Origin of the sequence: Pseudoalteromonas sp. S3776 (assembly GCF_005886915.1) — a bacterium.
Lineage (GTDB): Bacteria > Pseudomonadota > Gammaproteobacteria > Enterobacterales > Alteromonadaceae > Pseudoalteromonas.
Map to the genome: position 1 here is coordinate 1 of NZ_PNCU01000007.1, position 21006 is coordinate 21006.

At 41.2% G+C, this 21006-nt stretch carries 21 protein-coding genes; 17 read left to right on the forward strand and 4 right to left on the reverse strand.

Annotation, left to right across the window (positions count from 1 at the left end; genetic code table 11):
- Positions 1-150: 150 nt before the first annotated feature.
- Positions 151-588 (reverse strand): DUF2721 domain-containing protein, encoded by a 438-nt coding sequence (locus tag CWC16_RS03825; RefSeq protein ID WP_055014902.1) that lies wholly within the window; start codon positions 586-588, stop codon positions 151-153.
- Between the two features lie 83 nt (positions 589-671).
- Between CWC16_RS03825 and CWC16_RS03830 the strand changes: the two genes are divergently transcribed.
- The 3 genes from CWC16_RS03830 to tsaD are packed head-to-tail and all read left to right on the forward strand — an operon-like array spanning position 672 to position 2656.
- The gene (locus CWC16_RS03830) at positions 672-1031 is read left to right on the forward strand and encodes a putative signal transducing protein (RefSeq protein ID WP_055014903.1); all 360 of its coding nucleotides are present in this window, start codon (positions 672-674) and stop codon (positions 1029-1031) included.
- Complete coding sequence (locus tag CWC16_RS03835) at positions 1015-1605, forward strand: YjaG family protein (protein WP_138540570.1); 591 nt, start codon at positions 1015-1017, stop codon at positions 1603-1605. The genes CWC16_RS03830 and CWC16_RS03835 overlap by 17 nt, the downstream gene beginning before the upstream one ends.
- Before the next feature lie 37 nt (positions 1606-1642).
- Positions 1643-2656: a tRNA (adenosine(37)-N6)-threonylcarbamoyltransferase complex transferase subunit TsaD gene (gene tsaD, locus CWC16_RS03840; protein ID WP_138540571.1), complete on the forward strand. Its 1014-nt coding sequence runs from the start codon at positions 1643-1645 to the stop codon at positions 2654-2656.
- Between the two features lie 2 nt (positions 2657-2658).
- Here tsaD and plsY read toward each other — a convergent pair whose 3' ends face one another.
- Complete coding sequence (gene plsY, locus CWC16_RS03845; protein ID WP_055014906.1) at positions 2659-3270, reverse strand: glycerol-3-phosphate 1-O-acyltransferase PlsY; 612 nt, start codon at positions 3268-3270, stop codon at positions 2659-2661.
- A 230-nt stretch (positions 3271-3500) separates the two neighbouring features.
- Between plsY and folB the strand changes: the two genes are divergently transcribed.
- From folB to trmB, 8 genes are all read left to right on the forward strand, one after another.
- Positions 3501-3860, forward strand: a complete 360-nt coding sequence (gene folB / locus CWC16_RS03850; RefSeq protein WP_055014907.1) for a dihydroneopterin aldolase — start codon at positions 3501-3503, stop codon at positions 3858-3860.
- A complete protein-coding gene (gene folK / locus CWC16_RS03855) occupies positions 3861-4349 on the forward strand; it encodes a 2-amino-4-hydroxy-6-hydroxymethyldihydropteridine diphosphokinase (RefSeq protein WP_138540572.1) in 489 nt (162 codons plus the stop codon).
- Positions 4346-5146 carry an undecaprenyl-diphosphate phosphatase gene (locus CWC16_RS03860; protein WP_138540573.1) on the forward strand — a complete coding sequence of 267 codons (801 nt, stop codon included), beginning with the start codon at positions 4346-4348 and terminating at the stop codon, positions 5144-5146. Before folK ends, CWC16_RS03860 begins: the two co-directional genes overlap by 4 nt.
- 175 nt (positions 5147-5321) lie before the next feature.
- Positions 5322-6677: a UDP-N-acetylmuramate:L-alanyl-gamma-D-glutamyl-meso-diaminopimelate ligase gene (gene mpl / locus CWC16_RS03865; RefSeq protein ID WP_138540574.1), complete on the forward strand. Its 1356-nt coding sequence runs from the start codon at positions 5322-5324 to the stop codon at positions 6675-6677.
- Position 6678: 1 nt separating this feature from the next.
- Complete coding sequence (locus CWC16_RS03870) at positions 6679-7299, forward strand: flavin prenyltransferase UbiX (protein ID WP_138540575.1); 621 nt, start codon at positions 6679-6681, stop codon at positions 7297-7299.
- Entirely contained in the window at positions 7299-8228 is a 930-nt protein-coding gene (locus CWC16_RS03875) for an ABC transporter ATP-binding protein (RefSeq protein ID WP_055014912.1), read from the forward strand. The genes CWC16_RS03870 and CWC16_RS03875 overlap by 1 nt, the downstream gene beginning before the upstream one ends.
- Positions 8229-8996, forward strand: coding sequence for an ABC transporter permease (locus CWC16_RS03880; protein ID WP_004588540.1), 768 nt, complete (start codon positions 8229-8231; stop codon positions 8994-8996). It begins immediately after the preceding gene.
- Positions 8996-9661, forward strand: coding sequence for a tRNA (guanine(46)-N(7))-methyltransferase TrmB (trmB, locus tag CWC16_RS03885; protein ID WP_138540576.1), 666 nt, complete (start codon positions 8996-8998; stop codon positions 9659-9661). Before CWC16_RS03880 ends, trmB begins: the two co-directional genes overlap by 1 nt.
- Here trmB and CWC16_RS03890 read toward each other — a convergent pair.
- Positions 9658-11538 (reverse strand): bifunctional diguanylate cyclase/phosphodiesterase, encoded by a 1881-nt coding sequence (locus CWC16_RS03890; protein WP_138540577.1) that lies wholly within the window; start codon positions 11536-11538, stop codon positions 9658-9660. The genes trmB and CWC16_RS03890 overlap by 4 nt on opposite strands.
- Positions 11539-11814: 276 nt before the next feature.
- Here CWC16_RS03890 and panP point away from each other — a divergent pair, with 276 nt between their 5' ends.
- Positions 11815-13443 carry a pyridoxal-dependent aspartate 1-decarboxylase PanP gene (gene panP / locus CWC16_RS03895; protein WP_138540578.1) on the forward strand — a complete coding sequence of 543 codons (1629 nt, stop codon included), beginning with the start codon at positions 11815-11817 and terminating at the stop codon, positions 13441-13443.
- A gap of 78 nt (positions 13444-13521) precedes the next feature.
- On the opposite strand, the gene argE is transcribed toward panP, so the two are convergent.
- Positions 13522-14673 (reverse strand): acetylornithine deacetylase, encoded by a 1152-nt coding sequence (argE, locus tag CWC16_RS03900; protein WP_138540579.1) that lies wholly within the window; start codon positions 14671-14673, stop codon positions 13522-13524.
- 218 nt (positions 14674-14891) lie between these two features.
- On the opposite strand from argE, the gene argC reads away from it, so the two are divergent.
- Genes argC through argH form a run of 5 tightly spaced genes read left to right on the forward strand, consistent with a single transcriptional unit; the run spans position 14892 to position 20725 of the window.
- The gene (argC, locus tag CWC16_RS03905; protein ID WP_055014917.1) at positions 14892-15902 is read left to right on the forward strand and encodes an N-acetyl-gamma-glutamyl-phosphate reductase; all 1011 of its coding nucleotides are present in this window, start codon (positions 14892-14894) and stop codon (positions 15900-15902) included.
- Positions 15902-16669 carry an acetylglutamate kinase gene (gene argB, locus CWC16_RS03910; protein ID WP_055014918.1) on the forward strand — a complete coding sequence of 256 codons (768 nt, stop codon included), beginning with the start codon at positions 15902-15904 and terminating at the stop codon, positions 16667-16669. Before argC ends, argB begins: the two co-directional genes overlap by 1 nt.
- 7 nt (positions 16670-16676) lie before the next feature.
- Positions 16677-17609: an ornithine carbamoyltransferase gene (locus tag CWC16_RS03915; protein WP_055020104.1), complete on the forward strand. Its 933-nt coding sequence runs from the start codon at positions 16677-16679 to the stop codon at positions 17607-17609.
- Positions 17606-18808 (forward strand): argininosuccinate synthase, encoded by a 1203-nt coding sequence (locus CWC16_RS03920; protein ID WP_138540580.1) that lies wholly within the window; start codon positions 17606-17608, stop codon positions 18806-18808. Before CWC16_RS03915 ends, CWC16_RS03920 begins: the two co-directional genes overlap by 4 nt.
- Positions 18809-18859: 51 nt before the next feature.
- Positions 18860-20725: an argininosuccinate lyase gene (gene argH, locus CWC16_RS03925; RefSeq protein ID WP_138540581.1), complete on the forward strand. Its 1866-nt coding sequence runs from the start codon at positions 18860-18862 to the stop codon at positions 20723-20725.
- Positions 20726-21006 lie beyond the last annotated feature (281 nt).

The window sequence follows — 21006 nt, forward strand, 5'->3', positions numbered from 1 at the left end:
TTGCTCGGCTTTTACTTAGCCCACTAGGTTACAAACCTCGCGCCGCGATTAAATAGTCCCTAGTTTGAACAAATTTTAATCCGTAAAGAATAACAGACCCTAAGTTTGCCAATACTTTTTTATTGTTTATGGTTTTAGAAAAATAAACCGCTAAGACTTATTATTTTTATTCGTAAAGTTTTTAGTTATGCGGCTACTGAGGGGCTTATCTTCAATACTTTGTAGCTCTATTTCTATCGCGTCGCACGAAATATGAATTTCAAATAACGACGTTAATAACGACAGGCTTAAGCACGCTAAGCTTACTCCAAATAAAATAATGCCCGTGGTATTAAATTCAATAAATAAGGCAAACATCGATAGCGTACATAATAAAAAAGAGGCTACACCATATACTTGCATGGTGCGTATTAGCTTGATGCGTTTTCTTAAATTCGTTATTTGCGCTACGACTACGGGGCGAATAGACTCGCCTTCTCTTGAATTTAGTTCTCGGATTAATTGCGCTAATACTAAAAAGCGGTTTGTGTATGCAAGAAGCAGCAGTGAGATTGCTGGGAAAAGTAAACCTGGGGTAGTAAGTGTCATTGTTATGTCCTAAAAAGTTACCTGCTATACACTTTAGTAGAGTATCGTAGGATATTGTAAACACAAAATAATTGAGGTGATAATTGCAAAATATTAATACTCATAATACGCACCAAGCCTTTCAGTGGGTAACGATCTACAAAGCAGATAACACATTAGAGGCAAATATAATCAAAGGGCTGTTATTAAGCGCGGGAATTGAGTGCCAAATTCAAGGTGAAATGCTTCAAGGCGCCTTGGGCGAAATTCCCTTTGAACAAACCCAAGTTAGTGTGCAGGTTTATTCGATAAAAGAGCGCCACGCGCGCGAAATATTGGTAAACTACCAACAAGTAAAACAATCCGCTCCAGATTGGGTATGCCCTAACTGTAATGAGCATAATGGATCAACATTTGATTTTTGTTGGTCATGTGAGACGTTAAGAAATGACAAAAGCGAATAACTTTCAACGTATTAGAGAGCTAAACTACTTACAAAAAGCGGTGTTAGCAAGTGCTTTAATTGAGCGTATGTTACCTAATTATGGTTTATTTAGTGAAGCCACCGGTTTTGGTGATGAAGCCTTATTACGCAGTGCGTTAAATGTTTGCTGGGAAAAAATATTACTACCCAAAAGTAAAATAGATCTCGAAAAACAAGTAGAAAAAATTGAGCCAAATGTCCCCGAGCTTGCCGACTTTGATATGTTTGGCACTTACCCCGCAATAGATGCTGCTACCTCGCTTTTAAGCCTAATGCATGGTTTGATGGGGCAAGACGAGCAAGAATTTATTAGCGTTAGTAAAATATCCCAAGCTACAGTGGCGCGTTTTATTGAATACCAAATGACAGTTGAAGGTGAGGTAGCCGATAATAAAGCCGTACGAGAACACCCATTAATGCAATATGAAATTGAAGTATTGAGTGAGCTAATCGACTTTGTAGAAAATATGGGCCGCGTAACTTCTGAAAATGTGAAGGCACTAAAAAAACAAGCTATTGCAGATGGGCAAACCAACATTGGCTTGGCGTTATAATACATTAAGTAAAGTTTAAAAAGGCAGGAGAAGTACAGTGCGAATTTTAGGCATTGAGTCATCGTGTGATGAAACCGGTATTGCAATTTACGATGATGAAAAAGGCTTATTGGCTCACCAGTTATACAGTCAAGTAAAAGTACATGCAGATTATGGTGGTGTCGTGCCTGAGCTTGCATCGCGCGATCACGTTCGTAAAACACTGCCACTTATTGATGCTGCGTTTGCTCAAGCGGGGTGCGGCCCTGAAGATTTAGATGGCATTGCATACACTGCAGGCCCTGGTTTAGTAGGGGCGTTATTGGTAGGCACCTCTATTGGCCGCTCTTTAGCCTATGGCTGGGATATTCCAGCTGTAGCCGTACATCACATGGAAGGGCATTTACTTGCGCCTATGCTTGAAGAAAATGTGCCAGAATTTCCCTTTATTGCGTTGCTCGTATCGGGCGGTCATACCATGATGGTAAAAGTCGCCGGTATAGGTCAGTACGAAGTATTAGGTGAGTCTGTTGACGATGCTGCTGGTGAAGCATTTGATAAAACAGCTAAGCTGTTAGGGCTTGATTACCCTGGCGGCCCTCGATTAGCTAAAATGGCTGAGCAAGGTGTTGCAAAACGGTTTGTTTTTCCACGCCCGATGACCGACAAGCCTGGTCTTGATTTTAGCTTTAGTGGTCTAAAAACTGCGGCTTCTATCGCGATTCGCGAAAATGATGATGATGTACAAACCAAAGCAGATATCGCCCATGCGTTTCAAACCGCAGTGATTGATACATTAGTTATTAAATGTAAGCGTGCCCTTAAACAAACTGGGATAAAACGTTTAGTGATTGCTGGTGGTGTGAGTGCTAATACACAGCTGCGTTTACAGCTTGAGCGTGTTATGCAGGGCATGAAAGGACAAGTTTACTACCCGCGTACTGAGTTTTGTACAGATAATGGCGCAATGATTGCCTACGCCGGTATGCAGCGCTTAAAAGCTGGCCAATTTGCCACCCTCGACATGAAAACTAAACCGCGTTGGCCAATAGACAGCTTAGAAGCGATTTAGCATTAATTATTATTTTTTTTATCAGTGGGTGCTTTTTTAGCGCCCACTTTTGGTTCTTCCCCTTTAAAAAGGCGAATAATATTAGTGCGATGACGAAATATAATTAGCACGGTAATAAAGGTTACCGGTAGAGTGTAAAGCGGTTTAATCAACCACGTATACAGTGGTGCAAGCGACACCGTGACCAAGGCGCCTAATGAAGAAAAGCGGGTCACAGCAACTACAATAATCCAGGTACTTATTAATAGCCCCGCCAGCGATAAACCAATCGGCAATAATGAGCCAAATGCAGTGGCTACCGCTTTACCGCCTTTAAAACTAAAAAATAGTGGGTACATATGCCCTAAACATGCGGCGACGGCGACCAAACCAAGTGATAAGGGGGTTAAATCTAAAAAATAAGCGCCCCATACGGGGATGGTGCCTTTTAAAATATCAAATATTAACACTAAGCACGCAGGAAAAGGCCCACCTAAACGGTACACATTAGTGGCACCAGGGTTATTTGAACCGCTGTTGCGAGGGTCTGGCAGTTTGAATAGCCGAGACACTAATATGGCCGATGAAATCGACCCTAACAAGTAGGCTAAAACAAACAGTAAAATGGCTAACACAAAGTCCCTTATTTTTTAATTGCTATACCCATCGATAGCACTTTTACGCTATTATTGGCGGCACAATTTATCGTGAAAATTATTAACTGCTGTATTTTGCAGTTAATCTAGCTATATGGCTATTGTAGAAGTAATTTTTACATATTTAAACACTGCTTAAAGCATATACAGTATTAATTTAATCAATGCATTGTATGTTTTGAGGGTGTTTATAGTTATTTGGAGTATCAATGGATAAGGTTTTTATATCTCAACTACACGTCGACACCATTATTGGCGTATACGACTTTGAAAAAGAAAGTAAACAAAGCCTTTATTTTGATATTGAAATGCTCAGCGATATAAAGCCTGCAGCAGCAAATGATGACATAAATTTAGCACTGGATTACGCAAAAGTAAGTGAACGGGTGATTGAACACGCTACGGCTAAGCCGGTTGAGCTACTTGAAACCTTGGTAGAGCAATTAGCGACTATTATATTAACCGAATTTAATACACCCCAAGTAACAATTAGAGTGAGCAAACCGGCCGCTGTGGCGCAAGCAAACACGGTAGGTGTAGAAATAACACGCACTAAGGCAATGAGCTAAATGGCGCAAATTTATATCAGCCTAGGCTCAAATATAAACAAAGCGCATTATATTCGTTGTGCGCTTGATGCGCTCAAGCAACACTTCACAGATATTGTGCACTCATCTGTGTTTGAAAGCGAAGCGGTAGGGTTTAAAGGTAATAACTTTTATAACTCGGTGGTGGCTGCTACCACATCAATGCCGCTTGAACGTGTATGTAAATTATTAAAACAAATTGAGCGTGATAACGGGCGTAAAGCTGACGATAAAAAATTTAGTCCCCGTACGCTCGATTTAGATCTACTTTTTTACGATGACGTTATTTGCGACTCGCCAGCACAATTACCTCGCGATGAAATTACCAAAAACGCTTTTGTACTTCAGCCTCTTTGTGAAGTAGCCCCCAATTTTTATCACCCCGTTGCAAAGCAAACCATTGCTACGCTATGGAGTGAGTATAATAACCCTCAACAAAAACTATGGAAGGTGGAGTTTTCTAACCCATGAGTATTTTAGAAATAATTATTTTAGCCCTGATACAAGGATTTACTGAGTTTTTACCTATTTCGAGCTCCGCTCACTTAATTTTACCTTCGCAAATTTTGGGGTGGGAAGACCAAGGCCTTGCTTTTGATGTAGCTGTACATGTTGGTACGTTGATAGCGGTTGTTATTTATTTTCGTAAAGAAGTGGCTGATATTCTTAGCGCCTGGTTTAAATCGTTTGGCACTCAAGGTACCACCGATGACAGTAAACTTGGTTGGTGGATTATACTGGGGACTGTACCTGCTGCGATACTAGGCTTATTGCTAAAAGACATTGTTGAGCTGTACCTGCGCAGTGCCTGGGTTATAGCGGCCACGACTATTATTTTTGGTTTATTACTTTGGTACGCCGATGCCAAAGGTAAGCAAATGAAAACAATTTACCAGCTTAACTGGAAAACAGCGCTGCTTATTGGCTTTGCTCAAGCGGTGGCGATGATCCCAGGAACTTCGCGCTCAGGCATTACCATGACAGCGGGTTTATTGCTGGGCATGAACAAACAAAGCGCAGCCCGTTTTTCGTTTTTACTTGCTATACCTATTATTTCTATGATGGGCCTTTATTACACAATAGAGCTGGCTTTGGGCGATCATGTGGTTGATTGGAGTACATTAATTTTAGGTGTAGTCCTTTCGTTTTTATCGGCGTACGCCTGTATTTTCATGTTTTTAAAAGTGATAGAACGAATGGGTATGCTGCCGTTTGTAATTTATAGATTGTTACTGGGTGTTGGTTTAATTGTATTTTTAACGCTGTAATTTAAATTAATACGAACAAGCCCTCTTACTTAGGTTAGAGGGCTTTTTTATTTTGTTAACGCAGATTTAGCATCAGTGAATTGACGAGACGCGCATAGTCATTAAGCCTAAAATTTGGCATTATAGCGCCATTAAACTTCACAGACGTGCGAAGTACCAAAGGATTTAAAAAGTTATGCATATTCATATATTAGGCATTTGCGGCACCTTTATGGGCGGTATTGCGGCGATTGCTAAATCACTTGGCCATAAGGTGAGTGGCTCTGATCAAAATGTTTACCCGCCGATGAGCACTCAACTTGAGCAGTTAGGTATAGAGTTAACCCAAGGCTACGATGTCGCACAGTTAGAACCTGCGCCTGATATAGTTGTTATTGGTAATGCCATGAGCCGAGGTAACCCCTGTGTAGAGTATGTGTTAGATAAGGGCTTACCGTATACATCGGGGCCAGAGTGGCTTAAACATAACCTATTGCAAAATGCTTGGGTGCTTGCGGTGGCTGGCACGCATGGCAAAACCACTACCGCAAGTATGCTGGCGTGGATATTAGAGTATGCAGGCTTAAAACCAGGGTTTTTAATTGGTGGCATAGTACAAAACTTTGGTGTGTCAGCTAAAGTGGGTGAAACGCCCTTTTTTGTAATAGAAGCGGATGAATACGATACCGCGTTTTTTGATAAGCGCAGTAAATTTGTACATTACCTACCACGAACGCTCATTTTAAATAACCTTGAGTTTGACCACGCCGATATTTTTGACGATTTAAACGCAATAAAAAAACAATTTCATCACTTAATGCGTACATTACCTCACAGTGGCAAAGTGATTTGGCCTAAAGACGATACAGCGCTTAATGATGTTATTAAGCAAGGGCTCTGGAGCGAAAGCGAAACCCTAAATGGTGATTGGCATTATGACTTATTAAGCGCTGATGGTAGCCAATTTAATGTGCTTTTAAACAATGAACCTCAAGGCACAGTTAATTGGCAGGCAATAGGCGAGCATAATGTTAAAAATGCCATTATGGCCATCGCGGCAGCGCGCCATGTTGGTATAGCCGTAGATCATAGCATTGCAGCGCTTGAAGAGTTTATTAGCCCTAAACGGCGTATGGAGCTTAAAGCCGATATAAATAACATTAAAGTGTACGACGATTTTGCACACCACCCAACAGCAATAAAAACCACCCTTGCGGGGTTACGTGCAAAAGTGGGTGATGAAAAAATTATTGCTATTTTAGAGCCTCGCTCAAACACCATGAAGATGGGTGTACACCAACATACGCTACTTGCTTCGTTAAGTGATGCCGATGACGTGCTGTTATTTGAGCCCGATAACCTAAATTGGTCTCTTAAAGCGCAAGCCGATAATGCCGGTATGCAGTGTTTTAATAGTACGCAAATGATTATTGACACTGTGCTTGAAAATATCATGCCAAATCAGCACATATTAATTATGAGCAATGGCGGTTTTAATGGCTTACATCAACACTTAGTTGATGGTTTAGCTAAAAAATACAGCGGAGAATAATGTGCAGTTTAAAGATAAAATTACACTGGCGTTTAGTGGTGCTTCAGGCGCCCCTTACGGTTTAAGATTGCTTGAAGTATTACTCGCGCAGCAATTTCAAGTGTATGTACTTATATCAAGTGCTGCGCGCGTGGTGCTCGATACTGAGTCAAACATTAAACTCTCAGCTAATGAAGATAAAGCAACCGAGCAGTTAAGCGCTTTATTTAATGCCAAGCCAGAGCAGTTAAAAGTATTTGGTAAAGATAATTGGTTTAGCCCCGTTGCTTCAGGCTCTGCGGCCCCTAAAAAAATGGTGGTATGCCCATGTAGTGCAGGCTCTGTATCAGCTATTGCACTAGGGGCGTCAGATAACCTACTCGAGCGTGCAGCTGATGTGGTTATTAAAGAGCGAGGCCAACTAATTTTAGTACCACGTGAAACCCCCTTTAGCGAAATTCATCTTGAAAATATGTTAAAGCTTGCGCGCTTAGGGGTCACTATTATGCCAGCAGCACCTGGCTTTTATCACCAGCCACAGAGCATTCAAGACTTAGTTGATTTTATGGTGGCGCGAATTTTAGATCATTTAAACATTGAACATAACCTAACTAAACGTTGGGGTTATGGTGAGGGTAAATAATGGATAAGCAAAATGTTGCTTTAAATATAGAAGGCCTAACCAAGGTTTATAATAATGGCGTAGAGGCCGTAAAAGGGGTTGATTTACAAGTTTTTGAAGGCGACTTTTTTGCCTTGCTTGGCCCAAATGGCGCAGGTAAGTCGACCACTATTGGTGTTATTTCTTCACTAGTCAATAAAACCCAAGGAAAGGTGGAGGTGTTTGGTCACAACATCGATACCGACCTTGAAGCTGCTAAAGCGCATTTAGGACTTGTACCACAAGAGTTTAATTTTAGTCAGTTTGAAACGCTTGGCCAAATACTAGTAAACCAAGCTGGCTACTATGGCGTTACGCGCAGTGAAGCGCATAAGCGTGCCGATAAGTACTTAGCTCAACTTGGTTTACTTGAGAAAAAAGACAAGCAAGCACGCACACTTTCAGGGGGTATGAAACGTCGTTTAATGATTGCCCGCGCATTAATGCATGAGCCTAAGCTACTAATACTTGATGAACCCACTGCAGGGGTTGATATAGAGCTGCGCCGTTCAATGTGGGACTTTTTACGCCAAATAAATGAACAAGGCGTAACGATTATTTTAACCACGCATTACCTCGAAGAAGCCGAACTACTGTGTAAAAATATTGCCATTATTGATACTGGTCGCATTGTAGAAAACACCACAATAAAAGCATTACTTGCAAAGCTTGATAAAGAAACCTTTGTACTTGATTTAAAACAGCCAGCGCAACCAGTCACCCTTGAAGGCTACTCGTTTAGCATGCCTGACGAGCACACCATAGAAGTTGAAGTGGCTAAATCTCAAGGGTTAAACGCAGTTTTTAGCGCGCTAACCGAGCAAGGTAACACCGTTTTGAGTATGCGTAATAAAGCAAACAGATTAGAAGAGTTATTTGTAGGACTACTAGAGCAAGGGCGGGGCGAATAAATGTTTAAATATGGCGTAGCCTTAAAGAGTTTATGGATTAAAGAGTGTATTCGTTTTTTACGTATTTGGGTGCAAACCTTAGTACCGCCGGCGATTACGATGAGTTTGTACTTTGTTATTTTTGGTAATTTAATAGGTTCGCGCATCGGTGAAATGGGCGGCTTTAGCTACATGGAATTTATTGTTCCGGGGCTAATAATGATGTCGGTTATTACCAACTCATATTCTAATGTTGCTTCTAGTTTTTATTCAACCAAGTTTCAAAAAAGTATTGAAGAGTTACTAGTTGCGCCTGTGCCTAATTACATCATTGTACTGGGCTATATGGGCGGTGGTATGACCCGCGGCATGATGGTGGGCTTTATTGTTACCTGTGTATCGCTGTTGTTTGTGGATATTCAAATACACAATATATTTGTAATTATGGCAACGGTAATTTTAACCTCAGCGGTGTTTGCACTAGGTGGTTTAATTAACGCTATTTACGCCAATAGTTTTGACGATATTAGTATTATCCCAACCTTTATTTTAACGCCACTAACATACTTAGGCGGCGTATTTTATTCAATTACGTTACTGCCAGAGTTTTGGCAAAATGTATCGCAAATAAACCCAATTATTTATATGGTTAATGCGTTTCGTTATGGCTTTTTAGGCGTGTCGGATGTTGATTTAAGTGTCGCGCTTGGCGTTATATTAGTATTTATTACGGTGCTATTTACTTTAGCGCTAACGTTAATTAAAAAAGGTGTGGGGCTTAGACATTAATGAGCGATGCAAATTCACGCAGTATTGTATCTAATCAGGCGGGTATACACGAAAAGCTTGATGAAATTGTTAACAGGCATTTAAACGCAGAGTTTAAAAAGCCTATTGCTGAGCATACTCAAAAAGCGTTTAATGAAGTAAATGAGCAAGTGAAAGCGTTTAATGGCCCGCTTATTTTAGACTCCTGCTGTGGGGTAGGTGAAAGTAGCGCCAATTTAGCTAAGCGCCACCCAGATGCGTTAATTATTGGTATAGATAAATCGTCACACCGCTTAGATAAGCACGATGTTGAGTATAAACAAACAGACAGCGGCCAATATATTTTAGTACAAGCTGACTTAAACGACTTTTGGCGTTTAGCTGTGGCTGCTAATTGGCAGCCTACTCATCATTATTTGCTTTATCCTAACCCTTGGCCTAAGTCTAAGCATATTCAGCGTAGGTGGCATGGTGCGGCTATTTTTCCGTTTATTGTTAAGCTAGGTGGTCGCTTAGAGGTGCGAAGTAACTGGGATATTTATGTAAAAGAATTTGCCAGAGCGCTTGAGCTTGCGGGTAAGCCTTGTGAGGTAACCCAGTATGAGTCAAACGAAGCAATTACTCCGTTTGAACGTAAATACTGGGCTAGCGGCCAACAAAGCCACCGTTTAGTGATTGACCTTTAAACGACTACTTCCTCTTGGCTAGGGGAGTTAACATGTGGCGTTGGGTAAGCAAAGTAATTGCCTTGCATCAGCGTCACATCGACATTTTTAAGCGCATTTTCAATACTTACATTTTCTACCGACTCTGCCATGAGCGTTAAACCAAGTTGCTTTGCAGCATTAACTGTATGCTCAATAAATAATGCTATATTTTCATCGCTTACGGCCTGTTTTACTAATGCGCCATCGAGCTTTATACCGTTTACTTCAAGCTTTAGCACATTCGAAATATTTGAATAACCGCTGCCAAAACCAGTAATAATGACATTTACCCCTTTAGCTTTTACCATAGAAATAAACGTTTTAACCTCTAAAAAGTGAGTAATAGCGTGTGACTCAAAAAGGCCAAGCGTTATGTTTTCTGGGTGAGGGTAACGTTTAAGTTCATTGGAAATGTATTCACTCAAACTTGGATCGAGTATATCCTTGTCACTTATATTTAAGCACCAGCGTATATCTGTTTTTCTAAACCGTTCTATACATTGGCTAAATAGCGTGCGGGTTAATAGTCCACCCATTCTTGAGCGGCTCACTACGTTTAAAAATGAGTCGGGTTTTAAAATTTCACCACTTTTAGTTACCATTCTGGCCAAACATTGGTAATGGACTATTTCATTATTGGTGGTGTTAAACATAGCTTGAAAATAAGGCACTATGCGGTTGTTATCAAACGCTTCTTGCACTTCTTTAGCAAGGCTTACATTATACTGATACTGATTTTTCACATCACTCATTACTTTTGAGTAGCTAATAATCTTACCACGGCCATGCTTAGCCTGAAGTGTTGCAATATGTGCATTTTCAATCAATAACGATTTATTACCGCTGGCAATACCAGCACAGTAAGTTATATAAATAAACGGATTTGTTAATACAGGGCTATTCGCGTTATACGATTCGACTAAATCGTTCAGTTCGCTATTTTTGAAGTTTTTAGGTGCAAGAATTGCAATTTTATTGGTGGCAAGCCGGTACACTTTACAGTTTTGTGGACTGCGACTTTGATAATGACTGAGCAAGCTTTTCATTACGTTGTCGCCAATTTGAGTGCCATAAAAGCTATTAATATCTTCAATTTCGTTCACCCAAATGATGGCAAGTTGCATGTGGTGTGAATGGCTCTTTTTAATAAAGTACTCAAGCGCAATGTGATTGGCAAAGCCAGTACTGGCATCGGTTGCTAGGGTACGCTTTAACAAATATATATAAATGGCTGCAACCAGTACCGCAATAAAAAAGAAAAAGCACGCCGTTATTATGGCTTTAGTGACGCTGTATTGAAGCTTTTTATTTAAATCATCTAAGGTTATGTCGGCACCTGTAATGTAGGTAGTACCATATTTATCTACGAAGGGAATAAAAACAGTTTTAAAATCACCCCATTGGTCGCTAGATTGCTCAAAAACAGGCTCGGTAGAATAAAACGCGCCCTTGTTGATGTCGGTGGCCTCTGGGTATAAATCAAGAAATTGCGTAACACGTGCGTTTTCTTGATCGTCTTTGGTGTAACTGGATGAGGTAAAATAAACTTTGCTATCGCGCATAACCATCGAATACACATAAGCTATATCAAGCGCTTGTGCAAGCTCTGAGAGTTGTTTGCTTTTAGTTTGGTAAACCGAAAAACCAATATCGTAGCCTTGGCTAATTCTATCGTGGTAACTTTGCCCTAAAATATGTTTTACGCTAGTGGCTGCATTTAGAAGACGCTCATCTACTGCGCGCATTATTTCACTACGTGCAGAGCTATAGGTGTAATAAACATAGACTAATAAACTGACCAAAAACAATGTAAAGCCAGCTATAAACCACTTCCCTTTCAATTTCCCTGTGAGCATACTTGTCCCTTATTGTTACACATGTTAAGTATACGCATAAATGTAATTTGCCCAAAACTAAAATGTGACTTTTTAATAAAATCCTATTATTGAAATTTTTTTACAATATTTGTCATCCGTTTTGCCGCTTTTATGGCTTAAAGGGAGACATTTTACTTATATTGCAGTAAAGTTAGCGCAATTTTTAAAAGAAGCACGCTGCTTATAATAGCGCCATAGTTTGGCATTTTTAACTGTTAAACGCGTGTTTTAGCTACACACACACTAGGTATAAAGATGGATCAAAAGCGTTGTGCCGTCGCCTCTAAAGAAAGCCTTAAGCGTATATTTACTGTACCTGAAGCGCCAGACTCAACTTTAAGCAAAATTGAGCTTGAAATTTCGAGTAATTTAGCAGGTTTTTTAAACGAAAATATAGCGGCAATTGAAAAACCATTACATGAAATTGAAAAAGATTTTCAGGCTGCGGTGATCCCAGAAAACCCAACGTTTGTATCTGCTTACGCCCAAGATATTATGGAGCAGCTAGTTGCCCATTCGGTGCACACGGCTGCGCCTAGCTTTATTGGTCATATGACATCGGCGCTTCCGCATTTTTTACTGCCGCTGTCAAAGTTAATGGTGGGGCTTAATCAAAACCTAGTAAAAATAGAAACCTCAAAAGCATTTACCCCGCTAGAGCGCCAAGTACTAGGCATGATGCATCATTTAGCTTACTCGCAAGATGAGTCGTTTTATTCTAAATGGATGCACAGCGCTAAAACATCACTCGGTGCATTTTGTTCCGGTGGTACAGTGGCAAACATTACTGCATTGTGGATTGCGCGTAACCGCCTATTAAAGCCTGATGGAAACTTTAAGGGTATAGGCGCACAGGGCTTAATTGCTGGCATGTTGCATTATGGCTATAAAGGTTTGGCTATATTGGTTTCTGAGCGTGGGCATTACTCGTTAGGTAAATCAATTGATTTACTGGGCATAGGGCGCGAAAACCTAATTGGTATTAAAACCTGCGAAAATAACAAGGTTGATGTGAATGCCATGCGCGAAAAAGCCTTAGAGCTTGAATCGCAAGGCATAAAAGTTATGGCCATTGTTGGGGTTGCAGGGACTACCGAAACCGGCAATATCGACCCTCTTGATGATATGGCCGACTTAGCGCAGCAAATAAATTGCCACTTTCATGTAGACGCGGCGTGGGGAGGGGCAACGCTTTTATCGCAAACGCATCGCCCTTTACTAAAAGGAATTGAGCGCGCAGATTCAATCACCATTGATGCGCACAAACAAATGTATGTGCCAATGGGCGCAGGCTTGGTGTTATTTAAAGACCCAACCGCTACGGATGCAATAGAGCACCATGCCGAGTACATATTACGTAAAGGCTCAAAAGATTTGGGAAGCCATACACTCGAAGGCAGCCGCCCTGGTATGGCTATGTTAGTACATGCTTGCTTACGTGTAATTGGTCGTAAAGGGTACGAAATGCTGATTGATCGTAGTATCAAAAAAGCACATTACTTTGCAGATTTAATTAAAGCCGATGAAGACTTTGAGCTGATTTCTGAGCCTGAGTTGTGTTTACTTACATACCGTTATGTGCCTAAACAAATTAAGCAGGCTATAGCCCAAGCGGATGCCGCAACACGATTAGAAATTTTCGCCTCGCTTAACCGCTTTACTGCCAGTATGCAAAAACGCCAACGTGAATCAGGGCGCTCGTTTGTATCGCGGACTCGTTTAACACCTTCAAAGTATGACAATCAACCGACAGTGGTATTTAGAGTTGTATTGGCTAACCCGCTAACATCGGGGGTTATATTAAAAGAGATTTTAGCTGAGCAAAAAGAGCTTGCAAAAACAGACCCTGTATTTAAAAAGTACTTAAGTAAGTATATGCAGTAACGCATAGGTATTACTAAAGCAAAGGCGCCATTGGGCGCCTTTGCTATTTATGCTGTTAGTTTTTAATACAGTCTTTTTTTATGCGTTAAAGCAGTTTGCTTTAATAATGTCAGTTATAATTTTTTGCGATGGGTTTATTTTCTCCATTGCTAAAAACTCATCGGGTTGGTGGGCTTGATTAATAGAGCCAGGCCCCATGACTATTGTTTCACAGCCAAGTTGCTGGATAAACGGCGCCTCTGTGCAATAGTTAACGGCAACAGCTTTCTCTCCTGCAATTTTTTCTGCCATTTTAACGAGTGCGCTGTCGGTGCTACCGCTAAAAGCAGGAATGGGGTCGTGTAAATCAATCACGCTCACTGCGTTTGGGTATTGTGCGTTTATATCGCTGGTGGCATCAATAAGCAAAGCTTGTAGGTCTTTAATGCTTAACCCCGGAAGTGGGCGCATATCTATGTGCATTTCGCAGCACCCACAAATGCGGTTTGCATTATCACCACCATGAATATTGCCTAAGTTTAAAGTAGGGTAAGGTATTTCAAAATGTTCAACTGAATATTTATTCTTTAACTGCTCTTTTAAGAGCAGCAATTTTGTAATCACTTTATGCATGACTTCGATGGCGTTAAGTCCACGTTCGGGATCGGAGCTATGACCTGAACGACCAACCACTCTTATAGCGGTACTCATATGCCCCTTGTGGGTAAATACAGGAGTCATATCAGTAGGTTCGCCAATTATACAGCGAGCAGGTTTTAAATTAGGGTGCTTACAAATTTGCTGTGCACCCGCCATGGTAGTTTCTTCATCGGCAGTGGCAAGTATTAAAATAGGCTGAGATTGTTGCTTTTCATCAAGTTCACTAATTGCTTGCAGCACAAAAGCAAAAAAGCCCTTCATATCAATGCTGCCTAATCCATACAACTTATTATTCTGCTCTGTTAGTTTAAACGGGTTGTGGTTCCAGCGGCTATCATCAAACGGTACAGTATCGGTGTGCCCTGCAAGCATTAAACCGCCATCACCTTGGCCACGCTTAGCTAATAAATTGTATCGGCCTTTACCGCCTTCTAATTCTATAATTTCGCAAGTAAAACCAAGGCTTTCACACCACTGTGCAAGTAACTCTATTACCCCTTTATTACTCATACAAAGATCATCCTCTATTGCACTAATAGAGGGGGCAGCAATGAGTTGTTGGTACATTGAGATAAATGACGGCAAAGACATAAAAAAATCCAAAATAATTATTCAATTTAATTGCATAACAATATAAAAGTATTTATGATGAATATCAATTCACTTTTTAAGCATAAATATATTAAGTATAGCTATGAAGATAATGCGACGATAATCAACAATTCATTAAGAAAAGTATTAGCTAGCATCTAAGCTAGTGTAAGCGAACACCACCCCTATTTAGTAGTAAATTTATAATCGAGTAACAAATGAATGTAGTGATTATTGGCGCAAGCGGTTACAGCGGCGCAGAATTAGCAAGTTTAGTTGCTAAGCACCCTAATTTAACTTTATCAGGTTGTTATGTGTCTGAGGGAAGTTTAGATAAACATAAGTTATTAAGTGATTTATACCCAGAGCATAACGGATTACTGGACTTGCCATTATTACCTCTAAGTGACTCTGCGTTTGATGATATTAGCGCAAGCGCTGATTTCATCTGTTTATGTACTGATCATAAAGTAAGTGTTGATTTAGCCCCGCAATTTTTAGCCATGGGTAAAAAAGTATTTGATTTATCTGGCGGCTACCGCCTTGCTAGTAATGACGACTACGTCACTTACTATGGCTTTGAGCACCAACACCCTGAGCTATTAAGTGAAGCGGCTTACGGGTTAGCTGAGTGGAATAGTGATGCCATAGCAAGCGCACAACTTGTTGCTGTGGCAGGTTGTTATCCTACAGCCGCACTTAATGCGTTAAAACCACTGCAGCAGGCTGGATTGTTAAGTGATGAAAAAGTAATTATTAATGCGGTTTCTGGTGTAACTGGTGCTGGGCGCAAAGCCAGCGTAGGTACTCACTTTTGCGAAGTATCGCTTGCCCCGTATGGTTTATTTAACCATCGCCATGGACCAGAAATCGAACAGCACCTGGGACACAAGGTGTTATTTACACCGCACTTAGGTAATTTTCCGCGTGGGATTTTAGAAACTATCTATGTACAGCTTAAGCCAAACGTTACCAAGGAAAACGTTTCTGATGCTTATAAAGTACTTGAAAACGAGCCATTGATTCGTTTGCTAGGCGATAAAATACCCTCTATTAAAGGTGTAGCTAAACAGCCGTACGTTGATATTGGTTGGCAGCAACAAGGCTCGCAGTTAATTGTTATGGCAGCCATAGATAATTTATTAAAAGGCGCTGCAGGCCAAGCATTGCAGTGCATTAACTTATCTATGAATTTAGATCATACAACGGGTTTAAAGGGAGCCTTTTAATGAGCACTAAAACGTGGGTAATTAAATTAGGTGGTGCTGTACTTAACTCTGAAAACGCAGCAAAAGCGTTGTTTGATGTATTAAGCACAGATCAAAATAATCAGTTTGTAATAGTGCATGGTGGCGGCTCGTTAGTTGATACCTGGCTACAACAAGCTGGATTTGCTAGTGCAAAACACCAAGGCTTACGTATTAGCCCAAGTGAGCAAATGCCTTACATAGTGGGGGCGTTGGCTGGCTGTGCAAATAAGCAGCTGGTAAGCCAAGCTATTAATGCAGGGCATAAACCTGTTGGTTTAAGCCTTTATGAAGCCGGTGTGATGGCGTCGCAAAAACTAAAAGCACTTGGTCAAGTAGGTAAATGCACAAGTAATGATGATTCAATAGTGAATGATTTACTTAAGCTTGGTCGCTTACCTATTGTGAGCTCAATCGGCTTTGATGAGCAAGGCAATTGGTACAACGTGAATGCCGATGAAGCTGCGGCAGCGATTGCGAGCAACTTAAACGCAGAACTTATTTTTATGACAGATGTAGAAGCGGTACTTGATGCAAACAAGCAGCCGTTACATCAACTTGACACAAAACACATTGATACTTTAATTGATGAAGGAGTAATTTTGGGCGGAATGGAGGTCAAAGTGAAGACCAGCCTACACGCTGCCCAACATTTACGACGAGGTGTGTACATTTCCAGTTGGCAAAAGCCAGAAAACTTAACTGCTTTGCTACAAGGCGAGCATGTCGGAACAAAGATTACACCATAGGGTTACCATGTTAGAGAATTTTTTAACGGGTCTAGAATTAGACCAACAAGGCGCACTTAATTTATTAAAGCTTGCGCGTGATTTAAAAGCAAATCCAGAGAAATACAGCCAAGTACTAGCAGGCAAGTCAGTTGTTACCTTATTTGAAAAGCAAAGCTTACGTACGCGTTTATCGTTTGATATTGGTATTAATCGTTTAGGTGGTCACGCTGTATATTTAGACCAGCAAAATGGCGCTATGGGCGCACGTGAATCGGTAAAAGACTTCGCGCTGAATATTTCTACATGGGCTGATGGTATTGTAGCGCGTGTTAATCAGCACAGCACATTAACAACGCTAGGTGAGTACTCTTCTGTGCCTGTGGTTAATAGCTTGTGTGATTTATATCACCCATGCCAGGCATTGGCTGATTTTTTAACGCTACAAGAAGTACACGGCGATGTGAGTGAGCTAAAAGTGGCTTACTTAGGTGAAGGTAATAACGTTACTCATTCACTTATGTTATTAGCAGCAACACTAGGTACTGATTTTGTTGCTGTTACGCCAAAAGGTAGCTCACCTGATTCGCAAATTCTTAAAAAGGCCGAGCAAATAGCGGCAATGAACGGTGCATCAGTCATGGTAAGTGACCGCGTAGAAGCGGCCGTAGGCGCAAACGTTGTATATGCAGATACCTGGGTGTCTATGGGCGATGATACGCCGCTTGAGCAAGTTAAAGAAAAATACATGCCATATCAGTTAAACCAAGCATTGCTAGAACAAACAGGTGCGACTACGGTATTACATTGCCAACCGGCACACCGTGAGTTTGAAATTACCTCTGAGGTAATGGATGGCCCAGCATCAAAAATTATTCAACAAGCAGAAAATCGCATGCATGCGCAAAATGCTCTGCTAGTTACATTACTAAATCCAAATTTTGTTAAGGAACACCTATGAGTTCAATTAAAAAAGTCGTTTTAGCCTATTCAGGTGGTCTTGATACTTCAGCTATCGTGCCATGGTTAAAAGAAAACTACGGTTGTGAGGTTATTGCCTTTGTTGCCGATGTAGGCCAAGGCGCTGAAGAGCTTGAAGGCGTAGAAGAAAAAGCTATCGCATCAGGTGCATCAGAGTGTTACGTAGTTGACTTAAAAGATGAAATGGTAAGTGACTACATTTACCCAACGCTTAAAACGGGTTCTATTTACGAAGGTACGTATTTATTAGGTACGTCAATGGCGCGTCCTATTATTGCTAAAGCGCAAGTTGAAATTGCACGTAAAGTAGGTGCTGATGCACTTTCGCATGGTTGTACTGGTAAGGGTAACGACCAAGTTCGTTTTGAGTCGTGCTTTGCAGCGCTTGCACCTGATTTAAAAGTTATTGCACCGTGGCGTGAGTGGGACTTATCAAGCCGAGAATCATTATTAGATTACTTAGCTGAGCGTGATATTCCGTGTTCTGCTTCTGCAACAAAAATTTACAGCCGTGATGCTAACGCGTGGCATATTTCGCACGAAGGTGGCGAGCTTGAAGACCCATGGTGTGAGCCAAGCGACCAAGTGTGGACTTGGACTAACTCACCAGAGCAAGCACCCGATAAATCAGAACTAGTAACTCTAAAAGTTGTTGAAGGCGAAGTGGTTGCGGTAAATGGTGAAGAGCTTAAGCCTTACGAGTGTTTAGTTAAATTAAACGACATTGCTGCGCCACATGGTGTTGGCCGTGTAGATATTGTAGAAAACCGTTTAGTGGGCATGAAATCGCGCGGCTGTTACGAAACACCAGGCGGTACCGTGATTATGGCGGCACTGCAAGCCATTGACGAGCTAGTGCTTGATAAATCAAGCCGTAAGTGGAAAGAAGTACTGGGCGGTGAATTTTCGCATTTAGTTTATGACGGTCGTTGGTTTACACCACTAAAAGACTCTATTTTAGCCGGTGCAGAAGCGCTTTCTACACTAGCAACAGGTGAAGTTGTACTTAAGCTTTACAAAGGCCAAGTAACCGCCGTTCAGAAAAAATCACCTAATAGCTTATACAGCGAAGACTTTGCTACATTTGGTGAAGACGACGTATATGACCAGTCACATGCTGAAGGCTTTATTCGTTTATTCTCGCTATCGAGCAGAATTTCAGCAATGGCTAAAAAGTAAATTATTTATAGCCCCTTGTATAAGGGGCATTACAGGGTTTGGAGAGATTTCATGGCATTATGGGGCGGACGTTTTTCTACGGGTCCAGATGAGGCGTTTAAACAATTTAACGACTCACTTCCGTTCGATTATCAGTTAGCAGAGCAAGATATTATTGGCTCTGTGGCATGGGCAGGTGCGCTTGAGCAAGTAAATGTACTTACAAGCGATGAGCACACAAAGTTAGTTGCAGCACTTAATGAACTGCTTGAAGAAGTAAAAGCAGATCCACAGGCTGTGGCAACCTCAGGTGCAGAAGACATTCACTCGCACGTAGAAGCTGCACTAATCGAAAAAGTAGGCGATTTAGCTAAAAAGCTACACACAGGCCGAAGCCGTAATGACCAAGTAGCCACCGACTTTAGATTATGGTGCCGCGATACTGCCGATCATCTACTGGGTGCTATTGCTGCACTAAAAGCTGAGTTTGTGGCGTTAGCTGAGCGCGAGCTGGGCACTATATTGCCAGGCTACACTCACTTACAACGCGCTCAACCTGTGTTATTTAGCCACTGGTGTATGGCTTACGTAGAAATGCTAGAGCGTGATGAAAGCCGCCTACAAGATGCCAAAGCGCGTTTTAATTTTTGCCCTCTAGGCAGTGGTGCACTCGCTGGTACTGCATACCCAATTGATCGCCAATCGTTGGCGCAAGGCCTAGGCTTTACTGGCGCAACTAAAAACAGCCTTGATGGCGTATCTGACCGTGATTTTGTAGTAGAGCTTTTAAGCTGTGCCTCTATTTCGATGATTCACTTATCGCGTATGGCTGAAGATTTAATATTTTATAATTCTGGTGAAGCCGGATTTATAGAGCTTGCTGATAATGTTACCTCTGGCTCATCATTAATGCCGCAAAAAAAGAACCCTGATGCACTAGAGCTTATTCGTGGTAAAACTGGCCGTGTATTTGGCGCATTTAGCGCCATGATGATGACCTTAAAAGCACTCCCTCTTGCGTACAATAAAGATATGCAAGAAGACAAAGAAGGCCTTTTTGACGCTATGCCAACATGGCTTGCCTGTATTCACATGGCGCAAGCGTGTATTAAAGGTGTAAAAGTAAACGGCGATAAAACGCTTGCAGCGGCAAAAGGTGGCCATGCTAATGCGACAGAACTTGCAGACTACTTAGTAGCTAAAGGTGTGCCATTTAGAGAAGGCCACCACATTGTGGGTGTACTTGTGCAGCTTGCTATAAGCGAAGGTAAAACCTTAGAGGAGCTTTCGCTTGAGCAGTACAAATCAGTTAATGACGTGTTTGAAGATGACGTTTACCCAGTACTTGAAATAGATGCCTGTATTAAAGCGCGTCAAGCCCTTGGCGGCACCTCTATTGAACAAGTGACTAAAGCGGTAAAAGACGCCAAAAAAAAACTGCAAATAACGGTTCGTGATGCAAATTTAGATGATGTTGAAGATATTGCTCGGCTGATACAGCACTGGGCAACCGTTGGCGAAAACTTGCCGCGTGCAAAAAGCGACATGGTCCATTCAATTAACGAATTTGCAGTAACAGAAATAGACGGCAAAGTGTCGGGCTGTGCATCACTGTACATTTACGACACGGGGCTTGCTGAAATTCGTTCTTTAGGCATAGATCCACAAAGTGCGGTAACGGGGCAGGGTAGGCAGCTTGTAGAGCACTTATTAGCAAAAGCCAAAAAATTGGCGCTTAATCGCGTGATTGTATTAACCCGCGTGCCAGATTTTTTTGAACAGCAACGTTTTACTTTTTGTAGCAAAGAATCGTTACCAGAAAAAGTAATGAAAGATTGCGAGCTTTGCCTTCGTAAAGAAAACTGCGACGAAGTAGCAATGGAATATATTTTAAAGCCAAGTACACGTGCGGAGATCCCGTGTAAATACGTGGCTTAAATTCCCTGGATATAAAAAACGTACGGTTACCCCTGTACGTTTTTTTATGTGTATTATAAACTGGTCAGATGAGCTTGGCGCTAGTTAATATTAGGTTTTGTTTTAATAAATAGTAGTTGCTAGCATATATTTTATAGATGTCAAAAAATATTGGCACACTGGTTGCTTTGTATAAGTCAGATAGCAAAATAGCTATCACTGCTTAAAACAGGTAATGCAATTACCTACATGATGGTGTGATTATAAGTTGCGCCAAAAAATATTAAAACTTTTACAAGGAT

Bases quoted from the DNA above. Each gene is read 5' to 3' on its own strand.
- CWC16_RS03875 (WP_055014912.1), top strand. From the start codon at position 7,299: ATGGATAAGCAAAATGTTGCTTTAAATATAGAAGGCCTAACCAAGGTT.
- panP (WP_138540578.1), top strand. From the start codon at position 11,815: ATGGATCAAAAGCGTTGTGCCGTCGCCTCTAAAGAAAGCCTTAAGCGT.
- trmB (WP_138540576.1), top strand. From the start codon at position 8,996: ATGAGCGATGCAAATTCACGCAGTATTGTATCTAATCAGGCGGGTATA.
- argE (WP_138540579.1), bottom strand. From the start codon at position 14,673: ATGTCTTTGCCGTCATTTATCTCAATGTACCAACAACTCATTGCTGCC.
- CWC16_RS03890 (WP_138540577.1), bottom strand. From the start codon at position 11,538: ATGCTCACAGGGAAATTGAAAGGGAAGTGGTTTATAGCTGGCTTTACA.
- argH (WP_138540581.1), top strand. From the start codon at position 18,860: ATGGCATTATGGGGCGGACGTTTTTCTACGGGTCCAGATGAGGCGTTT.
- CWC16_RS03860 (WP_138540573.1), top strand. From the start codon at position 4,346: ATGAGTATTTTAGAAATAATTATTTTAGCCCTGATACAAGGATTTACT.
- mpl (WP_138540574.1), top strand. From the start codon at position 5,322: ATGCATATTCATATATTAGGCATTTGCGGCACCTTTATGGGCGGTATT.
- folB (WP_055014907.1), top strand. From the start codon at position 3,501: ATGGATAAGGTTTTTATATCTCAACTACACGTCGACACCATTATTGGC.
- argC (WP_055014917.1), top strand. From the start codon at position 14,892: ATGAATGTAGTGATTATTGGCGCAAGCGGTTACAGCGGCGCAGAATTA.
- CWC16_RS03825 (WP_055014902.1), bottom strand. From the start codon at position 588: ATGACACTTACTACCCCAGGTTTACTTTTCCCAGCAATCTCACTGCTG.
- argB (WP_055014918.1), top strand. From the start codon at position 15,902: ATGAGCACTAAAACGTGGGTAATTAAATTAGGTGGTGCTGTACTTAAC.
- CWC16_RS03835 (WP_138540570.1), top strand. From the start codon at position 1,015: ATGACAAAAGCGAATAACTTTCAACGTATTAGAGAGCTAAACTACTTA.
- folK (WP_138540572.1), top strand. From the start codon at position 3,861: ATGGCGCAAATTTATATCAGCCTAGGCTCAAATATAAACAAAGCGCAT.
- CWC16_RS03920 (WP_138540580.1), top strand. From the start codon at position 17,606: ATGAGTTCAATTAAAAAAGTCGTTTTAGCCTATTCAGGTGGTCTTGAT.
- CWC16_RS03880 (WP_004588540.1), top strand. From the start codon at position 8,229: ATGTTTAAATATGGCGTAGCCTTAAAGAGTTTATGGATTAAAGAGTGT.
- CWC16_RS03915 (WP_055020104.1), top strand. From the start codon at position 16,677: ATGTTAGAGAATTTTTTAACGGGTCTAGAATTAGACCAACAAGGCGCA.